The sequence below is a fragment of the Paraburkholderia unamae genome, assembly GCF_003268775.1.
Taxonomy (GTDB): Bacteria; Pseudomonadota; Gammaproteobacteria; order Burkholderiales; family Burkholderiaceae; genus Paraburkholderia; species Paraburkholderia unamae.
The window spans coordinates 416487-440913 of the sequence record NZ_QLSU01000002.1 but is presented as its reverse complement, the minus strand read 5'-3'; the positions used below and the strand labels follow the sequence as shown (position 1 = coordinate 440913).

The window sequence follows — 24427 nt, the reverse complement described above, 5'->3', positions numbered from 1 at the left end:
GGTGAAAGCAGCCGCAAAGCCGCGCGGTTCAGTTCGCCTCGCGCGGTTTGCCATGCATGGCCAGCGCGCCATGCTCGTCCAGCGACTGCATCACGTCCAGCTTGCTCGCGCCCAGGCGCTTGCGTAGCGCTTCCAGATTCACCGCGGCCACGCGGCGCGCGTCGTCCGCGGCGGCCAGCACCACCTGAACCTCCAGCCCCGTGCTCAAGTAGTGCAGCGTCACGGCTTCCACGTGCACGTCATGCTCCGCCAGCGCTTCGCGCAGGCGCGCCGCCACCGTGTCGCGCGGCGGCTGGTTGGACACGGAGCGCACGTGCATGTCGTCTTCGGGATCGACGTGGATCAGCGCGTCGAGCACGCGCGAGTCGGTGAGCAGGCGCGAGCGCGCCGTCTCCGCGATGTAGTGCCCTTCCGAAACCGAGATCAGCGGATCGACGAGAATATGCGCGTCCACGAGCGCGAGGTCGCCGGTCTTGCGCGTGCGCATCTCGTGCACGTCGAGCACGCCCGGCGTGCCCATGAGAAGCGCGCGCAGGTCGGCGGCGGCGGCTTCGTCGAGCGCGCGGTCGGAGAGGTCCTGCAACGCGTCCCAGCCGAACACCCAGCCCATGCGCGCGACCATGAAGCCGACGATGGCCGCCGCGATCGGATCGAGCAGCCGCACGCCCACAAGGCTGCCCACAATGCCGAGCGCCACCACGAGCGACGAGGCCGCGTCCGAGCGCGCGTGCCACGCATTGGCGATCAACATGGCCGAGCGCACTCGCTGCGCCTCGCGCAGCATGTAGCGAAAAAGCCCTTCCTTGGAAACGAGCACGAGCAGCGCGACGAACAGCGCGCTCATGTGCAGCGGCGGAATATCGCCGAGATTCATGATGCGCGTGCCCGCGCGCACGAGCATGCCGACGCCCACGGCAATCAATAATGCGCCGAGGAATAACGACGCGACCGTTTCATAACGACTGTGGCCGTAGTTGTGATCGGCGTCCGGTTTTGCGCCGCTATGCCGGTTGGCGAGCAGCACGACGAAATCCGAGACGAGATCGGCCAATGAATGAATGCCGTCGGCGATCAACGCCTGCGAATGCGCAAACACGCCCACGACGATTTGCAGCACCACCAGCACGGAATTGACGGCGACGCTGACCCACGTGGTCCGGCGCGCGACCTCGTGTTTATCTGATAACGGCGCGGTGGCGGAAGAAGTCATGCGCGGCGAATCTACAAATTAGGGAATAACCGCAATTGTAGGGCCTGCATGCGACGATTTTATGGATACCCCTAAAAATCTCTTTTAAATCAGTTGCCTACAATAACACGAAGCATTCGCATTCAACGGACAATACTCTGGCGGCTTCGCAAGGGATCAGAAAAACAAAAAGCCGCGCGTCCCCCGACTGCGCGGCTCCTTGCTTCGCGAATCCGCAGATTCGCCCTTCGACCTTCTGCGCGGCGCCGCCAAACTGATCGACCGATCAAGCTGCACGGCGGGACGGCATTAACTTACTTCTGAATCAGAAAGCGATCGCGGTCCTGGCCGGCAATCCAGCGCGGCGGCTTGCCACGGCCCGACCACGTGCTGCCGCTGTCGGGGTCGCGGTACTTCGGAGCGACGCTCGCACGCGAGCGGCTTGCCGCCTTGGCGATCTTGCCGGCTGCGCGGCCGCCACCCAGTTCTGCGAGCGTAATGCCGTAGTCGGCCATTTTTTGCTTGATTTCGTCGAGGACCTCGGCATATTCGCGTGCCTTCGCCTCTTCAATCTGCTTTTCCAGCTTTTCTCGCTGAGCGAGGAGTTCCTTGTAGGAAGACATAGGTGCCCTTGTGGTTCAAAGATAATGGCTACTGATCTCACGTCAGTATGCCGATTGATCGCTGCGTGCCTCGGAAATCGGTGGCGAGATTAACACAAAATCGAATGCCGGGAAGCGCAACCGCAATAAAAATAATTTAAGACCGATTTGAATCCGACATCCTTCCTGCAAGGTTCTTACTCATTGCCATTTGGTGCAAATCGGTATTTTTACTAAATCTCACTTTCGCCAGATAAATCCACATCTCATAATTGTCAAACGATGAAAATTAAATGCCTTGAAATAGGTCAAACATTTCATCGCATGATAACTTTGGTTTGAACCGGTCGATTGATGCACCGCAGCATGAGTCATCGCTCTAAAACCCCCGGCACCGCCGCACGCATGCGCGGGAAAACAAATCAGGATGCATGGCGCTCGATGCAATCGGCTAGCACTGCATGCAAGGATTGCTGACCGGATTGCGGCGAGTCAAAAACGAAGCGCGTGCGCGCACCGTCGATCACGAGATCGGCGCCGTAGCGATCGACGCCCGCCAGGTTGAGTCCGCCACGCCGCGCCGGGTGCGCTTCGAAGAAGTCGATCAGGGTGGCCTCGTCGGTGGCGGCGAGCGGTTCGAGCGCGTCGAGATCCGCGCCGTCCATCCAGCCCATCGCGCCGAAGCCGCCGATATAGCGCAGCCGCTCGATCTGCATGACATGAAAGGTGAAGTCGCCGAGCGCGAGATAACGCGCGGCGTCCGGGTGATAGCGCACGTAGCGGCGCGCCGTCGCCTCCTGGGCGGCCGCGTCGAGCGGCTCGAAGCGGCCGAGCAGCGTGGCGCGCGGCGCGTTCAGCACGTCCGCGTCGGGTGCGTGGGCAACGAGAAAGCCGGCGCGCGGGTCGTCGAGCAGATTGCGCGTGTGCTCGGCAAGGCGGCTCACGAGGATCACAGGCCGGTGGCGCGCGTCGGGCGCGAACGGCAGCAGCGTGGGATACGGAAAACCGCGCGGCTCGCGCGAGTGCGTGGCGAGCGTGCCGGTGGGCGCCTGGTGCAGCAGATGGAGCGGAGCGTGGGCGGGAATCTTCAAGGTGCGTCCTCGAAAGCAGCTATGGGCGGTGAGCGGGTGAGCGCGGCGCGAACGGCCGCTCCTGGATATTAGAGCAGCATGCGAGACCGGGCAGCCGTCGCGCGCCTTCGCTAGAATCGACTCCTTTCAGGTGGCTTCCGCCGCCTCCCATTGTCCCCGCCGTCCCGTCCCGGAATACCCAGTGTCCGACCGCCCGACCGATCCGGCCCTCGCCGTCGCCAGCCCCGCCACCCATCATCGCGCCCTGCCCGCCGCGCGGCGCCACCGCGCCCGTATCGCGACGATGGCGCTCTTCTTCGTCGCGGGGATGATGTACGCCTCGTGGGGCGTGCACGTGCCCACCGTGCGCGACAAGTTTCATCTGAGCCCGGCGCTGCTCTCCTACGCGCTTTTCGCCGTGGCGGGCGGCTCGATCGCCGCGATGACGACGATCGGCGGCTGGATCGCGCGCGTCGGCTCGCGCCGCGCCTGCTTCGCCGGCGGCATCACGATGAGCGTGTGCGGCGCGCTGATCCTGGTCGTGCCGTACTACTGGATGCTGATTGTCGTCCTCGCATTCTTCGGCGTGGGCATGGCCACGCTCGACGTCGCCATGAACGCGGAGGCGAGCGCCGTCGAGGAAGCCGTGGGCAAGCCCATCATGTCGGGGCTGCACGGCATGTTCAGCCTGGGCGGCATGGCGGGCGCGGCGATTGGCGGCGCGCTGCTCGCGCGCGGCATGGCGCCTGCGCTGCATCTCTTTCTGGCGTCGGCGCTCGCGGCATTCGTGCTGTTCGTCTCATGCCCCGCGGTGCTGCCGCATGTGCCGCACGCCACGCACGGCGAGCACGCGAAAACCGGCAACCGCTGGCGCACACCCGCGCTGTGGGCGCTCGGCGCCATCGCGCTCATTGCGCTGATCGCCGAAGGCGCGATGTATGACTGGGCCACGGTCTATATGCGCGACGTGGTGCTTTCCACGCCCGCGCTCGCGAGCGCGGCCTACGCCGCGTTCTCGGGCGGCATGGCGCTCGCGCGCTTCGCCGGTGACGCCGTGCGCGCGCGCTTCGGCGCGCCGCAGCTTGTGATGGCGAGCGCCTCGCTTGCCTGCGCGGGCATGATCGGCGCGCTGTTACTGCCTTACTCGTTCACGGCGCTCACGGGCTTCACGCTCATGGGCCTCGGCCTCGCCAACATGATGCCCGTGCTGTTCGCGGCCGCCGCGCGCGTGAAAGGCATCCACGCGGCCGAAGGGCTCGCGCATGTGGCGGGCATCGCGTATTTCGGCTTGCTGTTCGGGCCGGTGGTGATCGGCGCCATTACGCAGGTGACCAATCTCACGATCGGGCTCGCCGTCGTGGCGCTGTGCGCGGCGCTCGTGGCGTTCGCGGGGCCGAAGGTGTTGCGGCGGTTGGGGATTTGAGGCGCATCGATTTCCGCCCCCTCAAAACAAAAAGCCCGCGGATCGAAACCCGCGGGCTTTTCCAATCGCGTGAGCGAAAATCGCTAAGCGCGATTTACATCTTCACGACGTCGAGCAGCGACTTCTTGCCCGACTTGTAGTTGTACAGCGAGATCACGCCGTGCTTGAGGTCGCCCTTCGCGTCGAAGGTCGTCTCGCCAATCACGCCCTTGTAGTCCGTGGTCGGCATTTCGGCGAGGATCTTGGCCGGATCCGTCGAGTTCGCACGCTTCATGGCGTCGACGATGATGTACACAGCGTCATACGTGAACGGTGCGTAGATCTGGATCGGCTGGCCGAAGCGCTTCTCGAACTTGGCTTCGAATTCCTTGCCGCCCGGCATCTTTTCGAGCGCCATGCCGGCTTCCGAACACACGATGTTGTCGGTCGCGTCGCCGGCCAGGTCGGCCAGCTTGTCGGTACAGACGCCGTCGCCCGCGAGCACCTTCGCGCGCAGGCCAAGCTGCTTGGCTTGCTTCGCGAACGGGCCGCCGGTGGCGTCCATGCCGCCGTACATGATCGCGTCGGGGTTTTCGCCCTTGATCTTCGTCAGAATTGCGCGGAAGTCCACGGCCTTGTCGTTGGTCGCGTCATGCGACACCACGTTCATGCCGAGCGCCTTGGCGGTCTTCTCGAATTCGTTCGCGAGACCCTGGCCATAAGCCGTCGAGTCGTCGACCACGGCCACCGTCTTGACCTTCAGGTTCTTGGCGGCGTAGTTCGCGAGCGCCGGACCTTGCTGGGCGTCGGTCGCGACGACACGGTAGGTCGTCTTGAAGCCCTGTTGCGTGTAGGCCGGGTTCGTGGCCGACGGCGAGATCTGCACGATGCCTGCATCGCTATAGATCTTCGATGCCGGGATCGACGTGCCCGAGTTCAGGTGGCCGACCACGGCGACGACCTTGTCGTCGACGAGCTTCTGCGCGACCTGCGTGGCCGTACGCGGGTCAGCCGCGTCGTCCTGTGCGTCGAGCACGAGCGTGACCTTCTGGCCGCCGATCACGAGACCCTTCGCGTTGATCTCTTCAACTGCGAGACGTGCCCCGTTTTCGTTGTCTTTACCGAGGTGAGCAATGCCCCCCGTCAGCGGTGCGACGTGGCCGATCTTGATCGTCACGTCAGCGCTCGCCACCGTTGCGAACGACGCGAACAACATGGCCGCCGCGCTGATCGGCAACAGCTTGTGAAGCTTGATATTCATGTAAGTCTCCAGTTTCGAACCCAAAAGCTACGTAATCGCCCAGTGCTCCCGCGCCCCGAACGTGTCGCTCCCCGTGCGGACGACCACGCAGGATGCATCCTTGATGCACCTGGCCAGCATGGCGAGAAAGCCCGTTCATGGCGAGCCGCCCGTCCATACTTGCGCGTAAGTGTAGGTGATCAAATTAATTTGGGGGACTTTTTTCAGATATTGGTGCGAGTACCAATATGCCGTCCGCAAGAACAGTTCGAAACCCTGAACAATCGCTCGCAAGCCTTGTGTAATAAGGGATTCTGACTTTGGATCCAATTAATGGGAAAACCCTGATGCAGACTCGCGAGATTCTTTTTTTAGATTTTTGACGGCAAATATTGGTGTGTTAGCGCCCGCATTCCGGGAATACACCAGGATCAAATCCAGCAGTATGAAATCGCGCTGTGATGGCGATAACGTTTGCGAGTCATGCTGTCATGCAGCACATCGAATTCGTGCGTGACAGTTCAATCAATTGCTCAAGTAAGCATTCGATTAATTTCGGATCCCGATACGTTTGCCGATCCGTTGTGCGCGCTTCGATCTCATGCGTCCACATGCCTCATCACCGGGCGATTCACCGGGCGTTCAAATCCACCACGTGCGTGTGACAGAAATAGCCGTGCCCGACGAAATCATTACACCAGGCTTTCGGCAATGGCAGACAAGCAAGGCGTATACGTCGCGCGCTGCCGAGGTTCCGTGCCTATGGCAAACTGGCTCCCCGATTTCGCGATGCGCCGTGGGCAACGCGCTGGCCGCGCCCCGGCTCATTGCATGACTGATTAATGAAGACGGAGAACAACATGAGCGTTTCGACTCGATGGATCGACATTCCCGCCGGCAAGGACAGCTTCGGCGCCTACCTCGCGCTGCCCAAGGGCGGCAAGGGCCCGGGCATCATCATCTTGCAGGAGATCTTCGGCGTGAACGGCCACATTCGTGACGTCGTCGAGCAGTACGCGCTCGACGGCTACGTCGCGATCGCGCCCGACGTGTTCTGGCGCACGGCCCCGCGCGTCGAACTCGAATACGTGGGCGCGGACCGCGACCGCGGCATCGAGATCATGCAGAAGACGGACGTCAACCTCGTCGTCGAGGACATCGGCGCGACGGCCGCCGCGCTGCGCGCGTTGCCCGAGTGCACGGGCAAGGTCGCGGCGATCGGCTACTGCTTCGGCGGCCGCCTTGCCTACCTCGCGGCGGCATCCGGCTCGCTGGATGCAGCAGTGTCCTACTACGGCGGCGGCATCCAGAACCAGCTCGATCTGGCCGACAAGGTCACCAAGCCGATCCAGTTCCACTACGCCGAACTCGACCACGGCATTCCCCTGTCGGCCGTGGGCCAGGTGAAGGAGCGCTTCACGGGCCGACCGAACGCCGAGTTCCACCTGTACCCGAACGCCGATCACGGCTTCAACTGCTCGGTACGCGCGTCGTACAACCAGCATGCGTCGGCGCTCGCGCACGGCCGCACGTTGACGTTCCTCGCCGAACACCTGTAATTCTGTCGTAGCGTCGTCACGCGGGCGGCGGCGGTCTCGCCGCCGCCCGTTTGCGTTCCTGCCGTACGATCTTCAATACGGCAGCGATACCGCTTCATCTTCGCTTCCACGCCTGCCACCCACCCGACGACGAGGAGTGCGCGACTTGCAGTCCGACTACCTGGAATACGACGCCATTGGCCTCGCCGATCTCGTGCGCCGCCGCGAAGTGAGCGCGCGCGAACTACTCGACACCGCCATCGCCCGCGCGGAGGCCGCCAACCCTGCGATCAACGCCATCGTCCTCAAGGACTACGAGGCCGCCCGCCAGCGCGCGCTGCGCATCGAAGCGGGCGGCAACGGCGTCGACGCGCTGAGCGACGGCCCGCTCGCGGGCGTGCCGTTTCTCGTGAAGGATCTCGGCGCGGCGGTGGCCGGTCTGCGCATGACACTGGGCAGCCGCCATTACCGCCACTACGTGCCCAACGCCGACGCGCCCGTGGTCGAGCGCTTTCGCGCCGCGGGCCTGAACATCTTCGGCAAGACGAGCGCTTCCGAACTCGGGCAGATGCCCTACACCGAGCCCGATCTGTTCGGCCCGTGCCGCAACCCGTGGAACCTAGATCACACGCCGGGTGGATCGAGCGGAGGCGCAGCCGCTTCGGTCGCGGCCGGCATCCTGCCGCTCGCGCACGCCTCCGACGGCGGCGGTTCGATCCGCATTCCGGCGTCGTGCTGCGGACTCTTCGGCCTCAAGCCCTCGCGCGCGTTTCAGCCCGCCTCCAACGTGCCGGCGCCGCCCGGCGCGCTGGGCGTCGATCTCGCGGTGTCGCGCAGCGTGCGTGACAGCGCGCTCATGCTCGACCTGATCGCCGGCGACCCGGCGTTGCCGCCCGGCGCGCCCGGCACCTTTCTCGCGGCCGCGCGCGCGCCGCTCGACGGCTCGAAGCCGCTCTCCATCGCGCTGCTGCGCGAGCCGATGTTCGCGGACACGCTCTCGACCGAAGTGCGCGGCGCGCTCGACGACGCCGCCGAGTTGCTCACCTCGCTCGGCCATCGCGTGGAGCCCTATTCGCTGCCGGTGGATTTCGCGTCGGCGCGCGAAGCGTTTCTGATGCTGTGGTCGGTGGTGGCCGAGCAATACGTGCTGAACGCCGACGACATCACGGGCACGAAGCCGCGCCGCCAGGACTTCGAGATCGCGACATGGGCGATGGCGCACATCGGCCGCAAGCTCGGCGAGCGCGAGTTGCCCGCCGCGCTCGACGTGCAACAGCGCGTCACGGCGCAGCTCGCCGATCTGATGAAGCGCTACGACGTGCTGCTTTGCCCGACGCTCGCCGCGCCGCCGGTGAAGATCGGCGAACTGAAGCCGAGCCAGAGCGAACGCATGCAGATGCGCGCGGTCACTGCCATGCCGGTGGAAGTGCTGATGAGAAAGCTGCTGACCGAAGCCTCGAACAAGGCGTTCGCGTGGGCGGGCTGTACCGAGTTGTTCAATCTGACGGGCCAGCCGTCGATGTCGGTGCCGCTCGCGTGGAATGCGCGCGGGCTGCCGGTGGGCGTGCAGTTCGCCGCACGCGAAGGCAACGACGCGCTGTTGCTGCGCCTCGCCGCGCAACTGGAGGCGGCGCGCCCGTGGTTCGACCGGCGGCCGCCGCTGTTGCAGGCGCGGCTGTAACGCGCGTCCAGCTTCTTGTGGCGCGGGCGGCCGCCCGCGCCGCTTCATCACGCCTTCTTGTTATAGGCGCTGCACCAGCCCTTGCCCGCGACCTGCTTGCCGGCGAACATCGGGCACGGCGCGAACGCGTCGGTGGCCTTGCCCTGGTAGAACGTGCAGTTGCTGCAATCCTGGCCGGCCGCGTACTTCGCGAACTTCGCCTTGTCGACCTTGGTCGCGTCGAGCTTGTAGCCGAGCGCCTGGGAGGTGGGATCGGATTCGGCAGCCTTGGGCGCGTCGGCGAACGCCTGGCGCGAAAGCGCGAGCGTCGATGCGACGCCGATGCTCGTGATCAGAAAGCTGCGGCGGGAAGATTTCATGTGACTCACTCCAGTATTGTGGCGATTCGTTCGCTGGGGTTTTCGCGCGGCGCTTGGGTGTGGCGCGCCGCGCATGCCTCTGAGCCGCTCTGGCGGCGGCGTCGCGAAGAAGCTTAACAACGAAGCCAGCCCCGGTGAGGCTGCAATGCCGGAGATAAGTGAGCGACATGGTGCCGCCCCGCGCAGGAAAGGCGCGTGAAGGACGCAAGAACGGCGCAAGCCCGGATCAGTCGAACGACACCATCTCGCACACCCGCTGGGCAATGGCGAGCGACGCCGTGAGCCCCGGCGACTCGATGCCGAACAGGTTCACGAGCCCGCGCACGCCGTGCGAGGCCGCGCCCTGGATCATGAAGTCGGCGGCGCTCTCGCCCGGACCGGAAAGCTTCGGGCGAATGCCCGCGTAGGCCGGTTGCAGCGAGCCGTCGGGCAGCGCGGGCCAGTAGCTGCGGATCTGCGCGTAGAACGCATCGGCGCGGCGCGGATCGACGTCGTAGTCGATCGCGTCGATCCATTCGACGTCGGGACCGAAGCGCGCCTGGCCGCCCAGGTCGAGCGTGAGGTGCACGCCAAGGCCCGCGTCGTTGGGCATCGGATAGATGAGGCGCGAGAACGGCACGCGCCCGGAAACGCTGAAATAGTTGCCGCGCGCGAGATACAGGGGCGGCACGTGGCGCGCGTCGAGCCCGCGCATGCGCCTTGCGAGCTGCGTGGCGTAAAGGCCCGCGCTGTTGATCACGCAGGTCGCGCGGATGTCGATCGGCGCGTCGCCGCCGGTTCGGATGACGAAGCCCTTGCCAAGCGCATCGATCGACTCGACCGGCGACTTGAGCGCGATCACCGCGCCGTCGCGCTCGGCGTCGCCTTGCAGCGCGAGCATGAGCTGATGGCTGTCGACAATGCCTGTTTGCGGCGAGTAGACGGCCGCGGCGCATTCGAGCGCGGGCTCGAGCGCGAGCGCCTCGCTGCCGCTGATCCGCGTGAGGTCGAACACGCCGTTTTCCTTGCCTCGCGCGAGGATCGCCTCGAGTTGCGGAATCTGGTTCGGCGCGGTGGCGACGAGCAGCTTGCCGCAGCGCGCGTGCGCGACATTGCGCGACGCGCAATAGTCGTAGAGCATCTCGCGCCCGCGCACGCACAGCGTGGCCTTGAGCGAGCCGCGCGGGTAGTAGAGCCCCGCGTGGATGACTTCGCTGTTGCGCGAACTGGTGCTCGTGCCGATGGCTTCGGCGGCTTCGAGCACGATCACCTCGCGCCCGCGCGCGGCGAGCGTGCGCGCCACGGCGAGGCCGACCACGCCCGCGCCGATTACTGCGCATTCGATCTGGTCCATGTCCCTGCGTCCCGCCTTCGCGGCGCGGGCGTCAAGACGGCCGCGTCGCGCTCCTCTCTGCCATGGGATTGGCGGCGCGCGTCGCGCGCCGTCTCATGAGGAAAATTGTACGCCACGCCAACCCGCGTTCACGGTCCTCATGCGAACGAACGCGCGCTGGCGAACAACGCGTGAGGAAAGCAACGTGGATGAAGCGCCTTCGCCCAGTGCATGCGTGCCATCAATCCCATCTGGCGAGGCGTTCCAGCCCATTGATCTGGACTGGCGAGTTCGCTTCGGGAACGGCGACCCAGTCCAGGTGGCTAAAGACGAATATCTGGTAACCGTGGTTCCACAAGGCTTGAGCCAGCGCTTTCGGGTCACTCTTCGCGTGTTCGATATAGATCGGCGGATGAAACTTTTCGATCAATTTTTGCGCCCCGGCGAGCACCTCGCATTCCATGCCTTCCACGTCGATTTTCATGAAATCGACGCGGGGCAGATCGAGACTGTCGAGGCTAACGACAGGCACCGTTTCCTCCGCGCCGTTCCATTCAGGCGCTTGTCCGATGAATTCGCGCTGACGCCCTTCGCCAAGCTCGATGCCGCTGAAACTCGAAGGTATCGAGTAGTCGATCCGGGGCATCTTGACCTTGCCCGGTTTCGCCCCTGCGGCAGCAAGATGGCAATAAACGTTCTGGTAATTGTTGATGGCGACGTTGCCCGCGAGCATCTGATGCAGAATCCGTTGCGGCTCGAACGCGTGGACAACGCCACTCTTGGCCTCGCACGCGCGGGCAAATTCAAGGGTATGAACACCAATATTGGCGCCCACGTCGAGTATCACGCACCCGGGCGGCAGAATCCCGACGATCTCACGCATGAGTCCGATTTCGAGCGGGTCGTAGCCTCCCTCCTCCAGAAGCGCGACGCCCGTCCCGAAGGCGAAAGCCGCTTCGTTCCGATTGACCACCATCAGTCCATGAGGCGTCGGCACGAGCACGTTGTTCAGTTTTTTCACGTCATCTCCGGTTGATCTGGCACTTATCATGACAACCGGCGCGCGCCCCGAAAAAAGGGACGTGCGCACGCCCGGCCATCACCCTCGCTTCGTTCGAACAGCAGACGCCCGAAGGGAGGTCACTGTATTCGAAGCCGACCAGGCCGACTCTGACCGACCGCAGACAACGCTCTGATCAGTCCGGAACCCACGGCTGCCCATGCGGCCGCGCTTCACGACTGCCCCGACACGCGGCAGTTGAAGGGCGCAGTATCGTCTCCATGTCAGAGAAGGTGCGTTGCGGTCCAGAGTTTGCGAACCCGGTATAGGATCGATGGTCAGAACCTACCCGCCGTAGCGTTGCCGACGCCGTCGCCTCGCGCGGCGCCTGTGGACGGAGCCGCCTATATGTCGTTGTGGAAACATTGCCTTGCCGTTGCGCTGTTCACCGCCCTGGCGGTGACAGCCGCGTGCGCGCAGGCGCCGGGCGCGGCGCAGCCGGCTGCTGTGCCCGCATCGGGGCCCGCCGCGACGCAACCCGCGATGGAACCCGTGCCAACGGCACCCATGACGGTGCCGCCGCCGCCGGGCGCAGCCGCATCAACGGCCGCGCCGGCCGCGCCGGTCGCGCAGGCCGCCGTCCACTGGACGCTGGAGGTGCTGCGCGACGGCCAGCAAATCGACTCGTTCGACGGCACGACGACGGTGGGCCAGGCTCGCACCGATACGCACCACAAGGTCGTCTCGCACAACGTGGGCTGCAAGGACCAGCCGGCGGGCAGCATCGACCTGTCGCGCACGATCACCGTGTCGCCGTTGCAGGTGCGGGCGAACCAGATCATCCTCGCGATCGATACCCAGGAAACGCTCGAAAACGACACGGCGCCCGCCACGCCCGAAGGCTGCAAGCTTCCGCCGCAGCCGCGTCAGGTGAACGCCAGCCATCCGGGGCTAGTCGTGCCCGAGGGCGAGTCCGTGAACTGGCAGATCGTCAACAAGGATCCTTCGCTTGCGTACCGGGTGCGCGCAAGCCTCGCGCCGGCGGCGGAGCAATGATCGACTTGTGACCCAATCCGTTAGACAAACGCATGCGAAATCCAGAACAACCGCTCATCGACACGTCATTGAGCAAAGACTTCGTCGCCGTGAGCTGGAACCTGCACAAGGGCCGCTCGCCGCTCGGCTTCGAGGCCTGGCAGGCCATGCGGCGCTGGGTCCAGTCCACCCACGCCGACGCCTGGTTTCTCCAGGAAGCGATGGCGCGCCGCCTGCCGCGGCCGGTGCTCGCCTCCGCCTTCGGCGCGCAGCTGGGCGACCCGCTCGAAGACGTCTGGCACTGCCAGGCCACCGAAATCGCCAACGCGCTCGAACTCCAGATCGCCCTGGGACCCAACGTGTTCAAGCCCTCGTGGCGGCACGGCAATGCGATCCTCTCGCCGCACCCGCTCGATCTGGGCGGACGCTGGGACATCTCCGCGCACCGCTTCGAGCGGCGCGGGCTGCTCGTTGCGCGCGCAAACGTCGCCGGTCAGTCCGTCACGCTGTTATGCGCGCACCTCGCGCTCACGCGCAGCGCGCGGCTGCGGCAGATGAACTGGATCGCGCACTGGATCGTGAAGGAAGCCCCGCAAGGCCCGCTCGTGCTGGCCGGCGACTTCAACGACTGGCGCAACGACTCGGTGCCGCTCTTTGCCGAGCACGGGCTGCAAGAAGTGGCGACGCTGCTCGGCGAGCCCGCGCGCACGTTCCCGGCCTTCTCCCCGGCGCTCGCGCTCGACAAGATGTTCGTGCGGGGTCTCAAGCCCGTCGAGCTGATCCAGCCCGCGCAGGAAACGGCGTGGCTTTCCGACCACCTGCCGTACATGGCGCGCCTGCGACTCGAAGATTGACGCACTGAGCGGCGGCACGCCGCCCGGCCGAAGCATCCGCGCGACACTCCCCTGATCGCCGCGAGCGGCGCGCGCAGGCACGCGCTAATATGTCGCGTCGCGCGCCGCGCCGACCTTCCCCCAATTCGTCAGGTCTCCTCAGATGCATTACCTCGCCACGCTGCTACAGATCGTAGTCGTCTATCTGTTCGCGCTCATCAGCCCCGGCCCCAACTTCTTCATGGTGACGCAGCTCTCGCTCGCGGGGCGGCGCGGGCTGGGCGTGGCTTCGGCGGCGGGCGTGGGCGTCGGCTCCACGCTGTGGGCCGCGCTCGCCATGCTGGGCTTCGCCGCCGTGCTCCAGCACATCGGCTGGCTCTACAACGGCGTGCGCGTGGCGGGTGCGCTCTATCTCGTCTGGTTCGGTCTCAAGCTGCTACGCTCGGGCGTGCGCCGCGAGCTGGCCGCCGCGGCGCAAGCGCTCGCCGCGCCGCCCCTGCCCGCCGACCGCCGCGCGTGGGTGCGCACCTGGCGCGCGGGGCTCATCACGTGCCTGACGAACCCCAAGTCGTGCGTGTTCTGGACCAGCGTGTTCGCCGCCGTGTTTCCCGCGCACCCGCCGCTGTGGTTCTACGGCGTCGCGCTCGCCACGGTCGCCACGATGTCGTTCGGCTGGCATTGCAGCCTCGCCTTCCTGTTCGCCGACGACCGCACCCAGCGCGGCTACCGGCGCCTGCGCCGCCCCATCGACGCGTTCTGCGGCGCCGCGCTGATCGGCCTGGGCGTGAAACTCGCGGCCGACCGCTAGCGGCGGCGGCGCGGCACAGCGCCGCACCTGGCGGTTTTGCGCGATAGGGCGCGATTTCGCACGATTCGGGACGGTTCTTGCCCAACCCGGGCCCCAAAAACACATTCCGAAACTGCCCCGCCACCAGGGTCAATGCTGCGAGCCTTCAGACCTTCGGGTATCATCTAGCCGAAAATTCGCACGCGCGCGTCGTCATTTGGCGCGTGTCGTGTGTGTGGCGCATCTGCGCCTCTGCGTTACGGGACGAATATCCGCTCCTGCGGATCCGGGCCCGAATCCGGACCGGCCCGCCAGGCCGGGTGCGGCTTACCGGCCGCCACCTTGCTGTCAACGCCAGCCATGCCCGTCCCGTGCGGGCGCCAGCACACCGCCGCAGCGAGCCATCCTCTTTTGCAGCGCCGCGTGGCCCAGGCGGGATCTTGGGACGCGAGCGCGGTAAAATAGTGGATTGCGCTTCGTTCGCAGCGGGGCGAACAGGCAACACTGGCACCCCATGGGCTTGCCTGTTCCGGCGTCGCGCCGGGCAGCCGGGTCCGAGCATATCGTCAAAGCTACGCTGTACTGGACAGCAGGCCGACAGGACCGCCGAAGTCAGACGGCCCTTGTTTCGCAATTCAGGAACCATGAGCAAATTCACCGAAGAAACCGTTCTGAGCGTCCATCACTGGACCGACACGCTTTTCAGCTTCACCTGCACGCGCGACCAGGCCCTGCGTTTCGACAACGGCCAGTTCACGATGGTCGGCCTCGAAGTGGACGGCAAGCCGCTGATGCGCGCGTACTCGCTCGCGAGCGCGAACTACGAAGAGCATCTCGAGTTTCTCAGCATCAAGGTGCCGGACGGCCCGCTCACGTCGCGCCTGCAACACCTGAAGATCGGCGACAAGGTTCTGATCGGCAAGAAGCCCGTCGGCACGCTGGTGGCCGACAACCTGCTGCCCGGCAAGGTCCTGTGGCTGCTCTCGACCGGCACGGGCCTCGCGCCCTTCATGTCGATCATCAAGGACCCGGACATTTACGATCGCTTCGACAAGATCGTGCTCACGCACACCTGCCGTTTCGTCGACGAACTCGCGTACAAGGACTTCATCACCCAGGAACTGCGCGAGCATGAGTACCTCGGCGAGATCGTGCGCGAGAAGCTCGTGTACTACCCGACCGTCACGCGCGAAGTGTTCGACAACCGTGGCCGTATCACCGAGCTGATCGACACGAAGAAGCTGTTCGAAGACCTCGACCTGCCGCCGTTCACGCCGGAGCGCGACCGCATCATGCTGTGCGGCAGCACGCACATGCTGCGCGACACCGTCACACTGCTCGAACAAGCCGGCCTCAAGGAAGGCAGCAACAACGAGCCGGGCCACTTCGTGGTGGAAAAGGCGTTCGTCGGCTAACGCGCCGCGGCCTCGCCCGACACGCAAAACCGGAGCTTCATGCTCCGGTTTTTTTTCGTCCATGCAGTCCGCATTGCCCCCATTTTTTCTGACCCGGAGTGGTTACAGTTGTCACACAACGTCGATACCTTTCCTGTCAGTATTTTTCCTACATGACAAAGCCGCGCGACTTCATGCTGCACCTGAAGATTGACCGCTAAGCCTTGTCCACGCTGAAGTTTTTCTTTTTTTAAGATATTATCGCAGCGCAACAATCGATACGCCGGGACGACATCGGGGCCAGAGCCAGGTTGTTACCGGATGTAAAATTCGTTACGCTGCGCCGTGCCGTCAGCCACGACTCCGGAAAGATCCGGTGTCGGTCCGAAGCTGACAGCGAAACCGGTTCCTGAACGGGAGAACGATGGACACGTCGAGATACGCCGCACCGAACGCTTGCACGCCGGGTGCCGCTGCACCGCGCGGCGCCCATGCCGCCGACGGTCTCGCCTACCTCGCTCAGTCCACCGCCGCCGAAGCGGCCACACTGGCCGCGCTGGAAAGCCTCGTGGCGGCGCAACGGCAAATCGCCGCGTCGGCACCCGCGCGCAATGCGGCGCGGCGCGCAAACCGCGCCACACGTGCGCCCGCCGGCGGCCCCGCCTCCGGCTCCGTCCACGCCGACGAAGCCGCGCGCAACCGGCTCGCGCGCGAATTGCACGACAGCGTTGGCGCCGAACTCGCGGCCACGCATTTCGCGCTCGCCAATGTCCACACCTGGCTGCCCGCCAACGCGCCGCCGCAATGCGCCGAGGCGCTCGCGCTCGTCGCCCGTTCGCTCGAAGCGGCCACCGGCGCGATGCGCCACGTGCTCGACGGCCTGCACGCGCCGCATCTCGACGAGGGCCTCGCGCCCGCGCTCGCGAACTGGATTCGCGGCTTCGCGGCGCGCACCGGGCTCGCCGCGCGCTTTACCGGCGCCAGCGACGACGCGCGCCTCGCGCGCCTGCCCGCCGACGCCGCGCTCGCCGTGTTTCGCGTGGCGCAGGAAGCGCTCGCGAACGTGGCGCGCCACGCGCAAGCCACGCGCGCCGAGGTGCGTCTGGAATGCACCGCGCGCCACCTCACGCTCACCGTCGCCGACGACGGCGTCGGCCTCGCGCGCCGCGCCCCTGGCAAAGGCAATGGTGAAGGCGGCAAGCACAACAGCCACGGCGGCCGCTACGGTCTTGCCGGCATGCGCGAGCGCTGCGCCGCCTTCGGCGGCTCGCTGCGCACGGCAAGCGGCGGCGTCGCAAGCCCGCTCGACGCAACGCACACCGAAGCACACGCGCAAGCACACACGCAAGCGCACGACGCAACCGGTCACGCCGCGACACGCGGCACGACGGTGCGCGCGCGCTTCGCCTGGGACGCGCTGCTCGCCGCCCCCGCCTCGCCCATCATCGTGACCAAGGGCGCACGCCCATGACCTATCGCATCCTGCTCGTCGACGACCATGCGGTCGTGCGCCAAGGCGTCCGCCAGTTGCTGCTCGATCGCGGCGTCGCGAGCGAAGTGATCGAGGCGCAAACGGGCGCCGAAGCGCTCGCCGCCATTGCGAAGCATGCTTGCGACGTCGTGCTGCTCGACATCTCGCTGCCCGACATGAACGGCGTGGAAGTGCTCAAGCGAGCGAAGAAAAAAGCGCCACGCGTGCCCGTGCTGATGTTTTCGATGTACCGCGAGGATCAATACGCCGTGCGCGCCTTGAAGGCGGGCGCTGCGGGCTATCTTTCGAAGACGGTGGACGCCGCGCAGATGATCGCCGCGATCCAGCAAGTCGCCGCGGGCCGCAAGTACGTGAGCCCGGCGATGGCCGAAGCCCTCGCGGACTACGTGCTCGTGGACGGCGAGCAGTTGCCGCACGAAAAGCTCTCCGACCGCGAATACCAGACGCTGTGCATGCTCGCCTCGGGCAAGCGCCTGACCGATATCGCGCACGCGCTCTCGCTTTCGGTGAAAACCGTGAGCGTCTACCGCACGCGCCTGCTCGAAAAAATGAAGCTCAGCAACAACGCCGAGCTGACCTTCTACGTGATGAGCAACCGGCTCGTCGACCTCTCGCCCACCGTCAGCGTCTGAACGGCGCGCGCCGCTGCTGCATCGAGGCGGCCTTCTCGCCATAAGCCGTTGATCCGGAAATGAATTTCGCCGTCCGCGCGGGTCCTGGCAAGGATCGCGCGCGCCGCCCCCGGTTTGCGGCGGAATCCCCCGCGCAATCGGCGTCTTTGCGACCCGGCTCAAGCCGGCAAACACGCCATATCCGCTAAAATTTAAGGTTTCCCCCAGACATCCGGCACGCGAAGCCGGCGAAGGCAGGCGTTGGTAATCACCAGGCCGGCTGCCGCTCTCGCGCGTTTTACGTGGAGTTCCCCGCCAAATGTCCCTCTTTCGCAAGAAAAACGTCGAGCACATGTTGCAGGCGAGCGCCCAGGGCGCCGGCCTGAAAAAGGCGCTCGGCGCGCTCGACCTCACCTTTCTCGGGATCGGCGCGATCATCGGCACCGGCATTTTCGTGCTGACCGGCACGGGCGCCGTGCAAGCCGGCCCCGCGCTCATGATCGCGTTCCTGATCGCCGCCGTCGCCTGCTGCTTCGCCGCGCTCGCCTACGCCGAATTCGCCTCGACCATTCCCGTGGCGGGCTCGATCTACACCTACTCGTATGCCACGCTCGGCGAACTCGCCGCGTGGGTGATCGGCTGGGACCTGATGCTCGAATACGGGCTCGCCACCTCGGCGGTGTCGGTGGGCTGGTCGGGCTACCTGCAATCGCTGCTTTCGGGCTTCGGCCTCACGCTGCCCGCCGCGCTTTCCGCCGCGCCCGGCGCCGTGCCCGGCGTGCACACGCTCTTCAACCTGCCCGCCTTCCTCGTGATGATGGCGATCACCGCGCTGCTCTCGGTGGGCGTGCGCGAATCCACCCGCATCAACAACATCATGGTGGCCATCAAGGTGACCGTGGTGCTGCTCGTGATCGCCGTGGGCGCGTTCCACGTCACGCCCGCGAACTGGCACCCGTTCATGCCCAACGGCTGGAACGGCGTGTTCGGCGCGGCGGCCGTGATGTTCTTCGCGTTCATCGGCTTCGATTCGGTTTCCTCGGCGGCCGAGGAAGTGAAGAACCCCAAGCGCGACCTGCCCGTGGGCATCATCGCTTCGCTCGCCGTGTGCGCGGTGCTCTACGTCGCCGTGGCGGCCGTCGTCACCGGCATCGTGCCCTCGCAGCGCTTCGCCCATGTCGGCCACCCGGTCTCGTTCGCGCTTCAGGTGGCGGGCGAAAACTGGGTCGCGGGCTTCATCGATCTGGGCGCCGTGCTCGGCATGCTCACCGTGATCCTCGTGATGAGCTACGGCCAGACCCGCATCATCTACGCGATGTCGCGCGACGGCCTCCTGCCCGCGAAGCTCTCGAAGGTGCACCCGCGTTTCGCCACGCCGTTCTTCACGACCTGGCTCGTGGGCATCTTCTTCGGCCTGATCGGCGCGCTCGTGCCGCTCAACGTGCTCGCCGAACTGATCAACATCGGCACGCTCGCCGCGTTCTCGATGGTGTCGATCGCCGTGCTCGTCCTGCGCAAGACCCACCCGCACCTGCCGCGCGCGTTCCGCTGCCCAGGCGTGCCCGTGGTGCCGATTCTCGCGGTGGCCTCGTGCCTGTTCCTCATGTTCAACCTCCAGGCGCTCACGTGGATCGCGTTCCTCGTCTGGACCGGTTTGGGCCTGATCGTCTACTTCGGCTACTCGCGCCATCGTTCGCGCCTCGCACACGCGCCGCACGAGCACGCGCATCACGATCACTGAGCGATCATCGCGCCACCGTCGGCGTGCGATCGCGCGCTGACAATCGCTGCACTGCAACGCAACGGCCCGCCACGAGTCATCGAGGCGGGCCGTTTTTTTCGCATTTTTATCTCGGAACGCAAGCCTTCCGGAGGGTAAAACCCCGCGCAGCGAAAACCGGCGAATTGTGCTTTACTGTCCGGGCGTCACCCCCAGGCTTCACTGAACAGCAAGGCACCAGCCGGACCCAGATTCCGCTCCACCCGTAGTTGTTCGATCCGCCCCGCCTCGCGTTGTTTGCGTGGCGCCATGCGTTGCGCGCGCAATGAGGCGCAATGCGTTGGACGGGCGAGTTGGATTGCGGGCGGTTATGGCGGTCGATTCAGTGCGATAAGCGGGCCCAGGCAGGTCTCTATCCCATCACGCGGCATGGGACCGGAGTCACACGCAGCGCCGGCTCCGGTCGACATTGGAGACAATCAATGGCGATCAGTATTAGCCTCACGGTCAACGGCTCGCCCGTGACCGCCGAGGTCGAACCTCACACGCTCCTCGTCCAGTTCCTGCGCGAACAGCAGCGTCTCACCGGCACGCACGTCGGCTGCGACACGGCGCAATGCGGGGCCTGCACCGTCCACCTGAACGGCCGCGCGATCAAGTCGTGCAACCAGCTCGTGGTGCAGTGCGACGGCATGGAGGTGACGACGATCGAAGGCCTCGCGAAAAACGGCGCGCTGCATCCCATGCAGGCCGCGTTTCGCGAATGCCACGGCCTGCAATGCGGCTTCTGCACGCCCGGCATGGTGATGTGCGCGACCGCGCTCGCCGCCGCGAAGCCCGACCTCACGGAAAGCGACGTGCGCGAAGGCCTCGACGGCAACTTCTGCCGCTGTACGGGCTATCACAACATCGTCAAGGCGGTGGTCGCGGGCGCGCAGGAAATGCGCGCCGGCACGACCACTGCCGCGTGATCCGGGAGGCCGCCATGAACGCCCCCGAACCCAATCGCATGATCGGCGCACCGGTAAAGCGCAAGGAAGATTTCCGCTTCCTCACCGGCGCGGGCCAGTACACCGACGACGTCGTCCTGCCCGCGCAAACGTACGCCGTGTTCGTGCGCTCGCCGCACGCGCATGCGCGCATCAAAAGCATCGACACGAGCGCCGCGAAGGCCGCACCCGGCGTGGTGGCCGTGTTCACCGGCGCGGATCTCGCCGCCGAAAACGTGGGCGGCCTGCCGTGCGGGTGGCTGATCCACAGCATCGACGGCACGCCCATGCACGAGCCGCCGCATCCCGTGATCGCGCATGAAAAGGCGCTGCACGTGGGCGACCAGGTTGCGCTCGTGATCGCCGATTCGGTCAAGGCCGCAAAGGACGCCGCCGAGCGGGTCGAAGTCGATTACGAGGAACTGCCCGCCGCCGTCGACACGGCGCACGCCGCCGACGCAGGCCAGCCGCTCGTGCACGACAGCGTGCCGGACAACACCTGCTACACGTGGGGCCACGGCGACAAGGCCGCGACCGACGCCGCCTTTGCGCAAGCCGCGCACGTGACGACGCTCGACATCGTCAACAACCGGCTCGTGCCGAACGCCATCGAGCCGCGCGCAGTGAACGCGAGCTACTCGCCGCACGACGACAGCTACACCGTGTACGTGGCGAACCAGAACCCGCACGTCGAGCGCCTGCTCATGGCCGCGTTCGTGCTCGGGCTGCCCGAAACGAAGCTGCGCATCGTCGCACCCGACGTGGGCGGCGGCTTCGGCTCGAAAATCTTTCTGTACGCCGAAGATGTCGCGCTCACGTGGGCCGCGAAGAAAATCCGCCGTCCGGTGAAGTGGACAGCCGAACGTTCGGAGTCCTTCATCTCCGACGCGCACGGCCGCGACCATGTGACGAAAGCCGAACTCGCGCTCGACCAGGACGGCAAGTTCCTCGCCATGCGCGTGCACACCACGGCGAACATGGGGGCGTATCTCTCGACCTTCGCCTCCAGCGTGCCGACCATCCTCTACGCCACGCTGCTCGCGGGCCAGTACACCACGCCCGCGATCTACGCCGAGGTGAAGGCCGTGTTCACGAACACGGTGCCCGTGGACGCGTATCGCGGCGCGGGCCGGCCCGAGGCCACCTACGTGGTCGAACGCCTGGTGGAAACGGCCGCGCGCGAAATGAAGCTCGATCCGGCCGAAATCCGCCGCCGCAACTTCATCACGACCTTTCCGTACGCCACGCCCGTGGGCCTCACCTACGACACCGGCGACTACGAAGCGTGCCTTTCGCGCGCACTCGAACTCGCGGACGTTAAGGGCTTCGCCACGCGGCGCGACGCCTCGAAGGCGCAGGGCAAGCTGCGCGGCCTCGGCTACTCGTGCTACATCGAGGCATGCGGTCTCGCGCCTTCGAACATCGCGGGCGCGCTCGGCGCGCGAGCGGGCCTCTTCGAAGCGGGCGAGGTCCGCGTGAACCCCACGGGCTCCGTCACCGTGTTCACGGGCTCGCACAGCCACGGCCAGGGGCACGAAACAACCTTCGCGCAAGTCGTGGCCGACCGCCTGGGCGTGCCGATCGAGCAGATCGAGATCGTGCACGGCGACACGGGCCGCATTCCGTTCGGCATGGGCACCTATGGCTCGCGCTCGATCTCCGTGGGCGGCTCGGCCATCATGAAGGCGCTCGACAAGATCGAGGCGAAGGCGAAGAAGATCGCCGCGCACATGCTCGAAGCGGGCGTGGAGGACATCGAGTTCGCCGACGGCGTGTTCCGCGTGGCCGGCACCGACCGGACCAAGACCTTCGCGGAAATCTCGCTCGCCGCCTACGTGCCGCACAACTATCCGCTGGAGACGCTCGAACCGGGCCTCGACGAAAGCGCGTTCTACGACCCGACCAACTTCACCTATCCGTCGGGCGCGTATCTCTGCGAAGTCGAAGTCGATCCCGATACCGGAGAAACGCGCATCGAACGCTTCACCGCCGTGGACGACTTCGGCAACGTCATCAATCCGATGATCGTCGAAGGCCAGGTGCACGGCGGCCTGGGTCAGGGCATCGGCCAGGCGATGCTGGAGCGCTGCGTGTACGACAACGAGAGCGGCCAGTTGCTCTCGGGCTCGTATATGGACTACGCCATGCCGCATGCGTCGGATGTGCCTTCGTTCACGGTGGAAACCGCGAAAGGCACGCCGTGCACGCACAATCCGCTCGGCGTGAAGGGCTGCGGCGAAGCGGGCGCGATCGGCTCGCCGCCCGCCGTCATCAACGCGATTCTGGACGCGCTTGCTCCCCTCGGCGTGAAGGACCTGCAAATGCCCGCCACGCCGCACCGCGTGTGGCAGGCCATCCAGGCCGCGCAATCTCCTTCACACCCTTAAGCGGAGGCGCTCCATGTACGCATTCAACTATCAGCGCGCAAGCGACGCGCAAGGCGCCGTGAAGACCCTCGCGGCCGACGCCGACGCCAAGTTCCTGGGCGGCGGCCAGAGCCTGCTCGCGGCGATGAAGCTGCGCCTCGCGCAGCCCTCCACGCTCGTGGACGTCACGCGCATACCCGAGCTGAAGGCGGTCCAGGTCGACGCGAAAGTCGTGAAAGTGGGCGCGGCCGTGTGCCATGCCGACGTCGCCGAAAACGCGCAGATCCGCAACACGCTGCCCGCGCTCGCGGACCTCGCGGGCATGATCGGCGACCGCCAGGTGCGTGCGCTCGGCACGCTGGGCGGCTCGCTCGCCAACGACGATCCCGCCGCCGACTATCCGGCGGCGGTGCTCGCGCTGAACGCGACGGTGGTGACGGACCGGCGGCGCATCGCGGCCGACGACTTCTTTCTCGGCATGTACGAGACGGCGCTGGAACCCGACGAGCTGATCGTGGCCGTCGAATTCCAGGTGCCCGAGCGCGCGGCCTACGAGAAGTTTCGCAATCCGGCCTCGCACTTCGCGCTCACGGGCGTGTTCGTCGCGAAGTTCGCGGGTGAAGTGCGTGTGGCGGTCACGGGCGCCGGGGCTTCGGTGTTCCGCGCGGGCGCGCTGGAAAGCGCGCTCAAGACGAACTTCGCGCCCGAAGCCGCACGCGCGGTGACGATCCCCGCCGACGACCTCAACACCGACCTGCACGCGAGCGCGCAATATCGCGCGCACCTGATCCCGGTGCTCGCGGCGCGCGCGGTGGCGAAGGCCAACGGCTGAGGCCATCCCGAGGGCCGGCACGCCCGCGTTGACGCAAACGCGGGCGTGCCGGCCGCCTTTGATCCGCGCTCGCAAAGAGACTCATGCAATCCGCTTCGATCGACGACACCCTCGCGCAACTGGAAGCGCGCGGCTATTTCGCGAGCCGCGAGCTCGCCACGGCGCTCTTTCTCGCGCTGCGCATGGAACGCCCCTTGTTTCTCGAAGGCGAGCCGGGCGTGGGCAAGACCGAACTCGCGAAAGCCGCCGCCGCGATGCTCGGCACGACGCTGTTGCGCCTGCAATGCTACGAAGGGCTCGACACCGCGAGCGCGCTTTACGAGTGGGACTATCCGCGCCAGATCATGGCGCTGCGTCTTGCCGAGGCCGCCGGAGAAACGCCGCGCAACGACACGCTGTATCGCGACGAATTCCTGCTCAAGCGCCCGCTGCTCCAGGCCTTGCAGCCCGACGCGCAGAATCCGTCCGCGCGCCGCGTGCTGCTGATCGACGAGATCGATCGCGCCGACGAACCGTTCGAAGCCTTCCTGCTCGAACTCCTTTCGGACTTCCAGGTGTCGATACCCGAGTACGGCACCGTGCGCGCGAGTACGCCGCCGCTCGTCGTCATTACTTCGAACCGCACGCGCGAAGTGCACGACGCACTCAAGCGGCGCTGCCTCTATCAATGGCTCGGCTACCCGGACCGCGCGCGCGAACTCGCGATCGTGGCCGCGCGCGCGCCGGAAACCGCCGCGCAATTGCAGCAGCGCGCGGTGGCGTTCGTGCATCAGTTGCGCACGATGGATCTCTTCAAGGCGCCCGGCATTGCCGAGACGATCGACTGGTGCCGCGCGCTTTCCGCGCTCGCGGTGACGGAGCTCGATCCGCAATCGGTTCAGGACACGCTGGGCGTGCTGCTGAAGTACCAGGACGATCTCGCGCAGCTCGACGCGCAACGCATCGCCCAAACGCTCGCGCTCGCGGAGTGAGCAC

21 protein-coding genes are annotated in these 24427 nt (G+C 66.0%); 14 read left to right on the top strand and 7 right to left on the bottom strand.

Going from position 1 to position 24427, the window contains the following annotated elements; genetic code table 11:
* Nucleotides 1-28: 28 nt before the first annotated feature.
* The 3 genes from C7401_RS04645 to C7401_RS04635 form a co-directional block, all read right to left on the bottom strand.
* Nucleotides 29-1210: a cation diffusion facilitator family transporter gene (locus C7401_RS04645; protein ID WP_112170162.1), complete on the bottom strand. Its 1182-nt coding sequence runs from the start codon at nucleotides 1208-1210 to the stop codon at nucleotides 29-31.
* Nucleotides 1211-1503: 293 nt separating this feature from the next.
* Nucleotides 1504-1812 (bottom strand): H-NS histone family protein, encoded by a 309-nt coding sequence (locus C7401_RS04640; protein WP_112170161.1) that lies wholly within the window; start codon nucleotides 1810-1812, stop codon nucleotides 1504-1506.
* A gap of 401 nt (nucleotides 1813-2213) precedes the next feature.
* Entirely contained in the window at nucleotides 2214-2882 is a 669-nt protein-coding gene (locus tag C7401_RS04635) for a HugZ family pyridoxamine 5'-phosphate oxidase (protein WP_112170160.1), read from the bottom strand.
* A gap of 181 nt (nucleotides 2883-3063) precedes the next feature.
* Here C7401_RS04635 and C7401_RS04630 point away from each other — a divergent pair, with 181 nt between their 5' ends.
* Nucleotides 3064-4284, top strand: a complete 1221-nt coding sequence (locus tag C7401_RS04630; RefSeq protein ID WP_112170159.1) for an MFS transporter — start codon at nucleotides 3064-3066, stop codon at nucleotides 4282-4284.
* A 94-nt stretch (nucleotides 4285-4378) separates the two neighbouring features.
* Here C7401_RS04630 and C7401_RS04625 read toward each other — a convergent pair whose 3' ends face one another.
* A complete protein-coding gene (locus C7401_RS04625) occupies nucleotides 4379-5524 on the bottom strand; it encodes a branched-chain amino acid ABC transporter substrate-binding protein (protein WP_112170158.1) in 1146 nt (381 codons plus the stop codon).
* Between the two features lie 839 nt (nucleotides 5525-6363).
* Between C7401_RS04625 and C7401_RS04620 the strand changes: the two genes are divergently transcribed.
* Together C7401_RS04620 and C7401_RS04615 are read left to right on the top strand one after the other, a co-directional pair.
* Nucleotides 6364-7062: a dienelactone hydrolase family protein gene (locus C7401_RS04620; protein WP_112170299.1), complete on the top strand. Its 699-nt coding sequence runs from the start codon at nucleotides 6364-6366 to the stop codon at nucleotides 7060-7062.
* A 145-nt stretch (nucleotides 7063-7207) separates the two neighbouring features.
* Entirely contained in the window at nucleotides 7208-8722 is a 1515-nt protein-coding gene (locus C7401_RS04615) for an amidase (RefSeq protein ID WP_112170157.1), read from the top strand.
* Nucleotides 8723-8769: 47 nt separating this feature from the next.
* Here the strand turns inward: C7401_RS04615 and C7401_RS04610 are convergent, their stop codons facing one another.
* From C7401_RS04610 to C7401_RS04600, 3 genes are all read right to left on the bottom strand, one after another.
* Complete coding sequence (locus tag C7401_RS04610; protein ID WP_112170156.1) at nucleotides 8770-9081, bottom strand: high-potential iron-sulfur protein; 312 nt, start codon at nucleotides 9079-9081, stop codon at nucleotides 8770-8772.
* Nucleotides 9082-9307: 226 nt separating this feature from the next.
* The gene (locus C7401_RS04605; protein ID WP_112170155.1) at nucleotides 9308-10414 is read right to left on the bottom strand and encodes an NAD(P)/FAD-dependent oxidoreductase; all 1107 of its coding nucleotides are present in this window, start codon (nucleotides 10412-10414) and stop codon (nucleotides 9308-9310) included.
* 220 nt (nucleotides 10415-10634) lie between these two features.
* Nucleotides 10635-11414 (bottom strand): FkbM family methyltransferase, encoded by a 780-nt coding sequence (locus C7401_RS04600; protein ID WP_181565488.1) that lies wholly within the window; start codon nucleotides 11412-11414, stop codon nucleotides 10635-10637.
* 546 nt (nucleotides 11415-11960) lie between these two features.
* Between C7401_RS04600 and C7401_RS04595 the strand changes: the two genes are divergently transcribed.
* The 11 genes from C7401_RS04595 to C7401_RS04545 all read left to right on the top strand — a co-directional run bounded on the left by C7401_RS04595 (nucleotide 11961) and on the right by C7401_RS04545 (nucleotide 24423).
* Nucleotides 11961-12449 (top strand): hypothetical protein, encoded by a 489-nt coding sequence (locus tag C7401_RS04595; RefSeq protein WP_258396892.1) that lies wholly within the window; start codon nucleotides 11961-11963, stop codon nucleotides 12447-12449.
* A gap of 32 nt (nucleotides 12450-12481) precedes the next feature.
* Nucleotides 12482-13282, top strand: a complete 801-nt coding sequence (locus C7401_RS04590; RefSeq protein WP_112170153.1) for an endonuclease/exonuclease/phosphatase family protein — start codon at nucleotides 12482-12484, stop codon at nucleotides 13280-13282.
* A gap of 142 nt (nucleotides 13283-13424) precedes the next feature.
* Nucleotides 13425-14069 carry a LysE family translocator gene (locus tag C7401_RS04585; protein WP_112170152.1) on the top strand — a complete coding sequence of 215 codons (645 nt, stop codon included), beginning with the start codon at nucleotides 13425-13427 and terminating at the stop codon, nucleotides 14067-14069.
* 623 nt (nucleotides 14070-14692) lie between these two features.
* Complete coding sequence (locus C7401_RS04580; RefSeq protein ID WP_112170151.1) at nucleotides 14693-15463, top strand: ferredoxin--NADP reductase; 771 nt, start codon at nucleotides 14693-14695, stop codon at nucleotides 15461-15463.
* A 403-nt stretch (nucleotides 15464-15866) separates the two neighbouring features.
* Nucleotides 15867-16913 (top strand): sensor histidine kinase, encoded by a 1047-nt coding sequence (locus C7401_RS04575; protein WP_112170150.1) that lies wholly within the window; start codon nucleotides 15867-15869, stop codon nucleotides 16911-16913.
* The gene (gene rqpR / locus C7401_RS04570; RefSeq protein WP_112170149.1) at nucleotides 16910-17566 is read left to right on the top strand and encodes a response regulator transcription factor RqpR; all 657 of its coding nucleotides are present in this window, start codon (nucleotides 16910-16912) and stop codon (nucleotides 17564-17566) included. The genes C7401_RS04575 and rqpR overlap by 4 nt, the downstream gene beginning before the upstream one ends.
* A 298-nt stretch (nucleotides 17567-17864) precedes the next feature.
* Entirely contained in the window at nucleotides 17865-19286 is a 1422-nt protein-coding gene (bcaP, locus tag C7401_RS04565) for a branched-chain amino acid transporter BcaP (RefSeq protein ID WP_112170148.1), read from the top strand.
* Nucleotides 19287-19747: 461 nt separating this feature from the next.
* Nucleotides 19748-20236, top strand: a complete 489-nt coding sequence (locus C7401_RS04560) for a (2Fe-2S)-binding protein (RefSeq protein WP_112170147.1) — start codon at nucleotides 19748-19750, stop codon at nucleotides 20234-20236.
* Nucleotides 20237-20250: 14 nt separating this feature from the next.
* Entirely contained in the window at nucleotides 20251-22641 is a 2391-nt protein-coding gene (locus C7401_RS04555; protein ID WP_112170146.1) for a xanthine dehydrogenase family protein molybdopterin-binding subunit, read from the top strand.
* Nucleotides 22642-22654: 13 nt separating this feature from the next.
* Entirely contained in the window at nucleotides 22655-23452 is a 798-nt protein-coding gene (locus C7401_RS04550) for an FAD binding domain-containing protein (RefSeq protein WP_112170145.1), read from the top strand.
* An 83-nt stretch (nucleotides 23453-23535) separates the two neighbouring features.
* A complete protein-coding gene (locus tag C7401_RS04545; RefSeq protein WP_112170144.1) occupies nucleotides 23536-24423 on the top strand; it encodes an AAA family ATPase in 888 nt (295 codons plus the stop codon).
* Nucleotides 24424-24427: the final 4 nt, after the last annotated feature.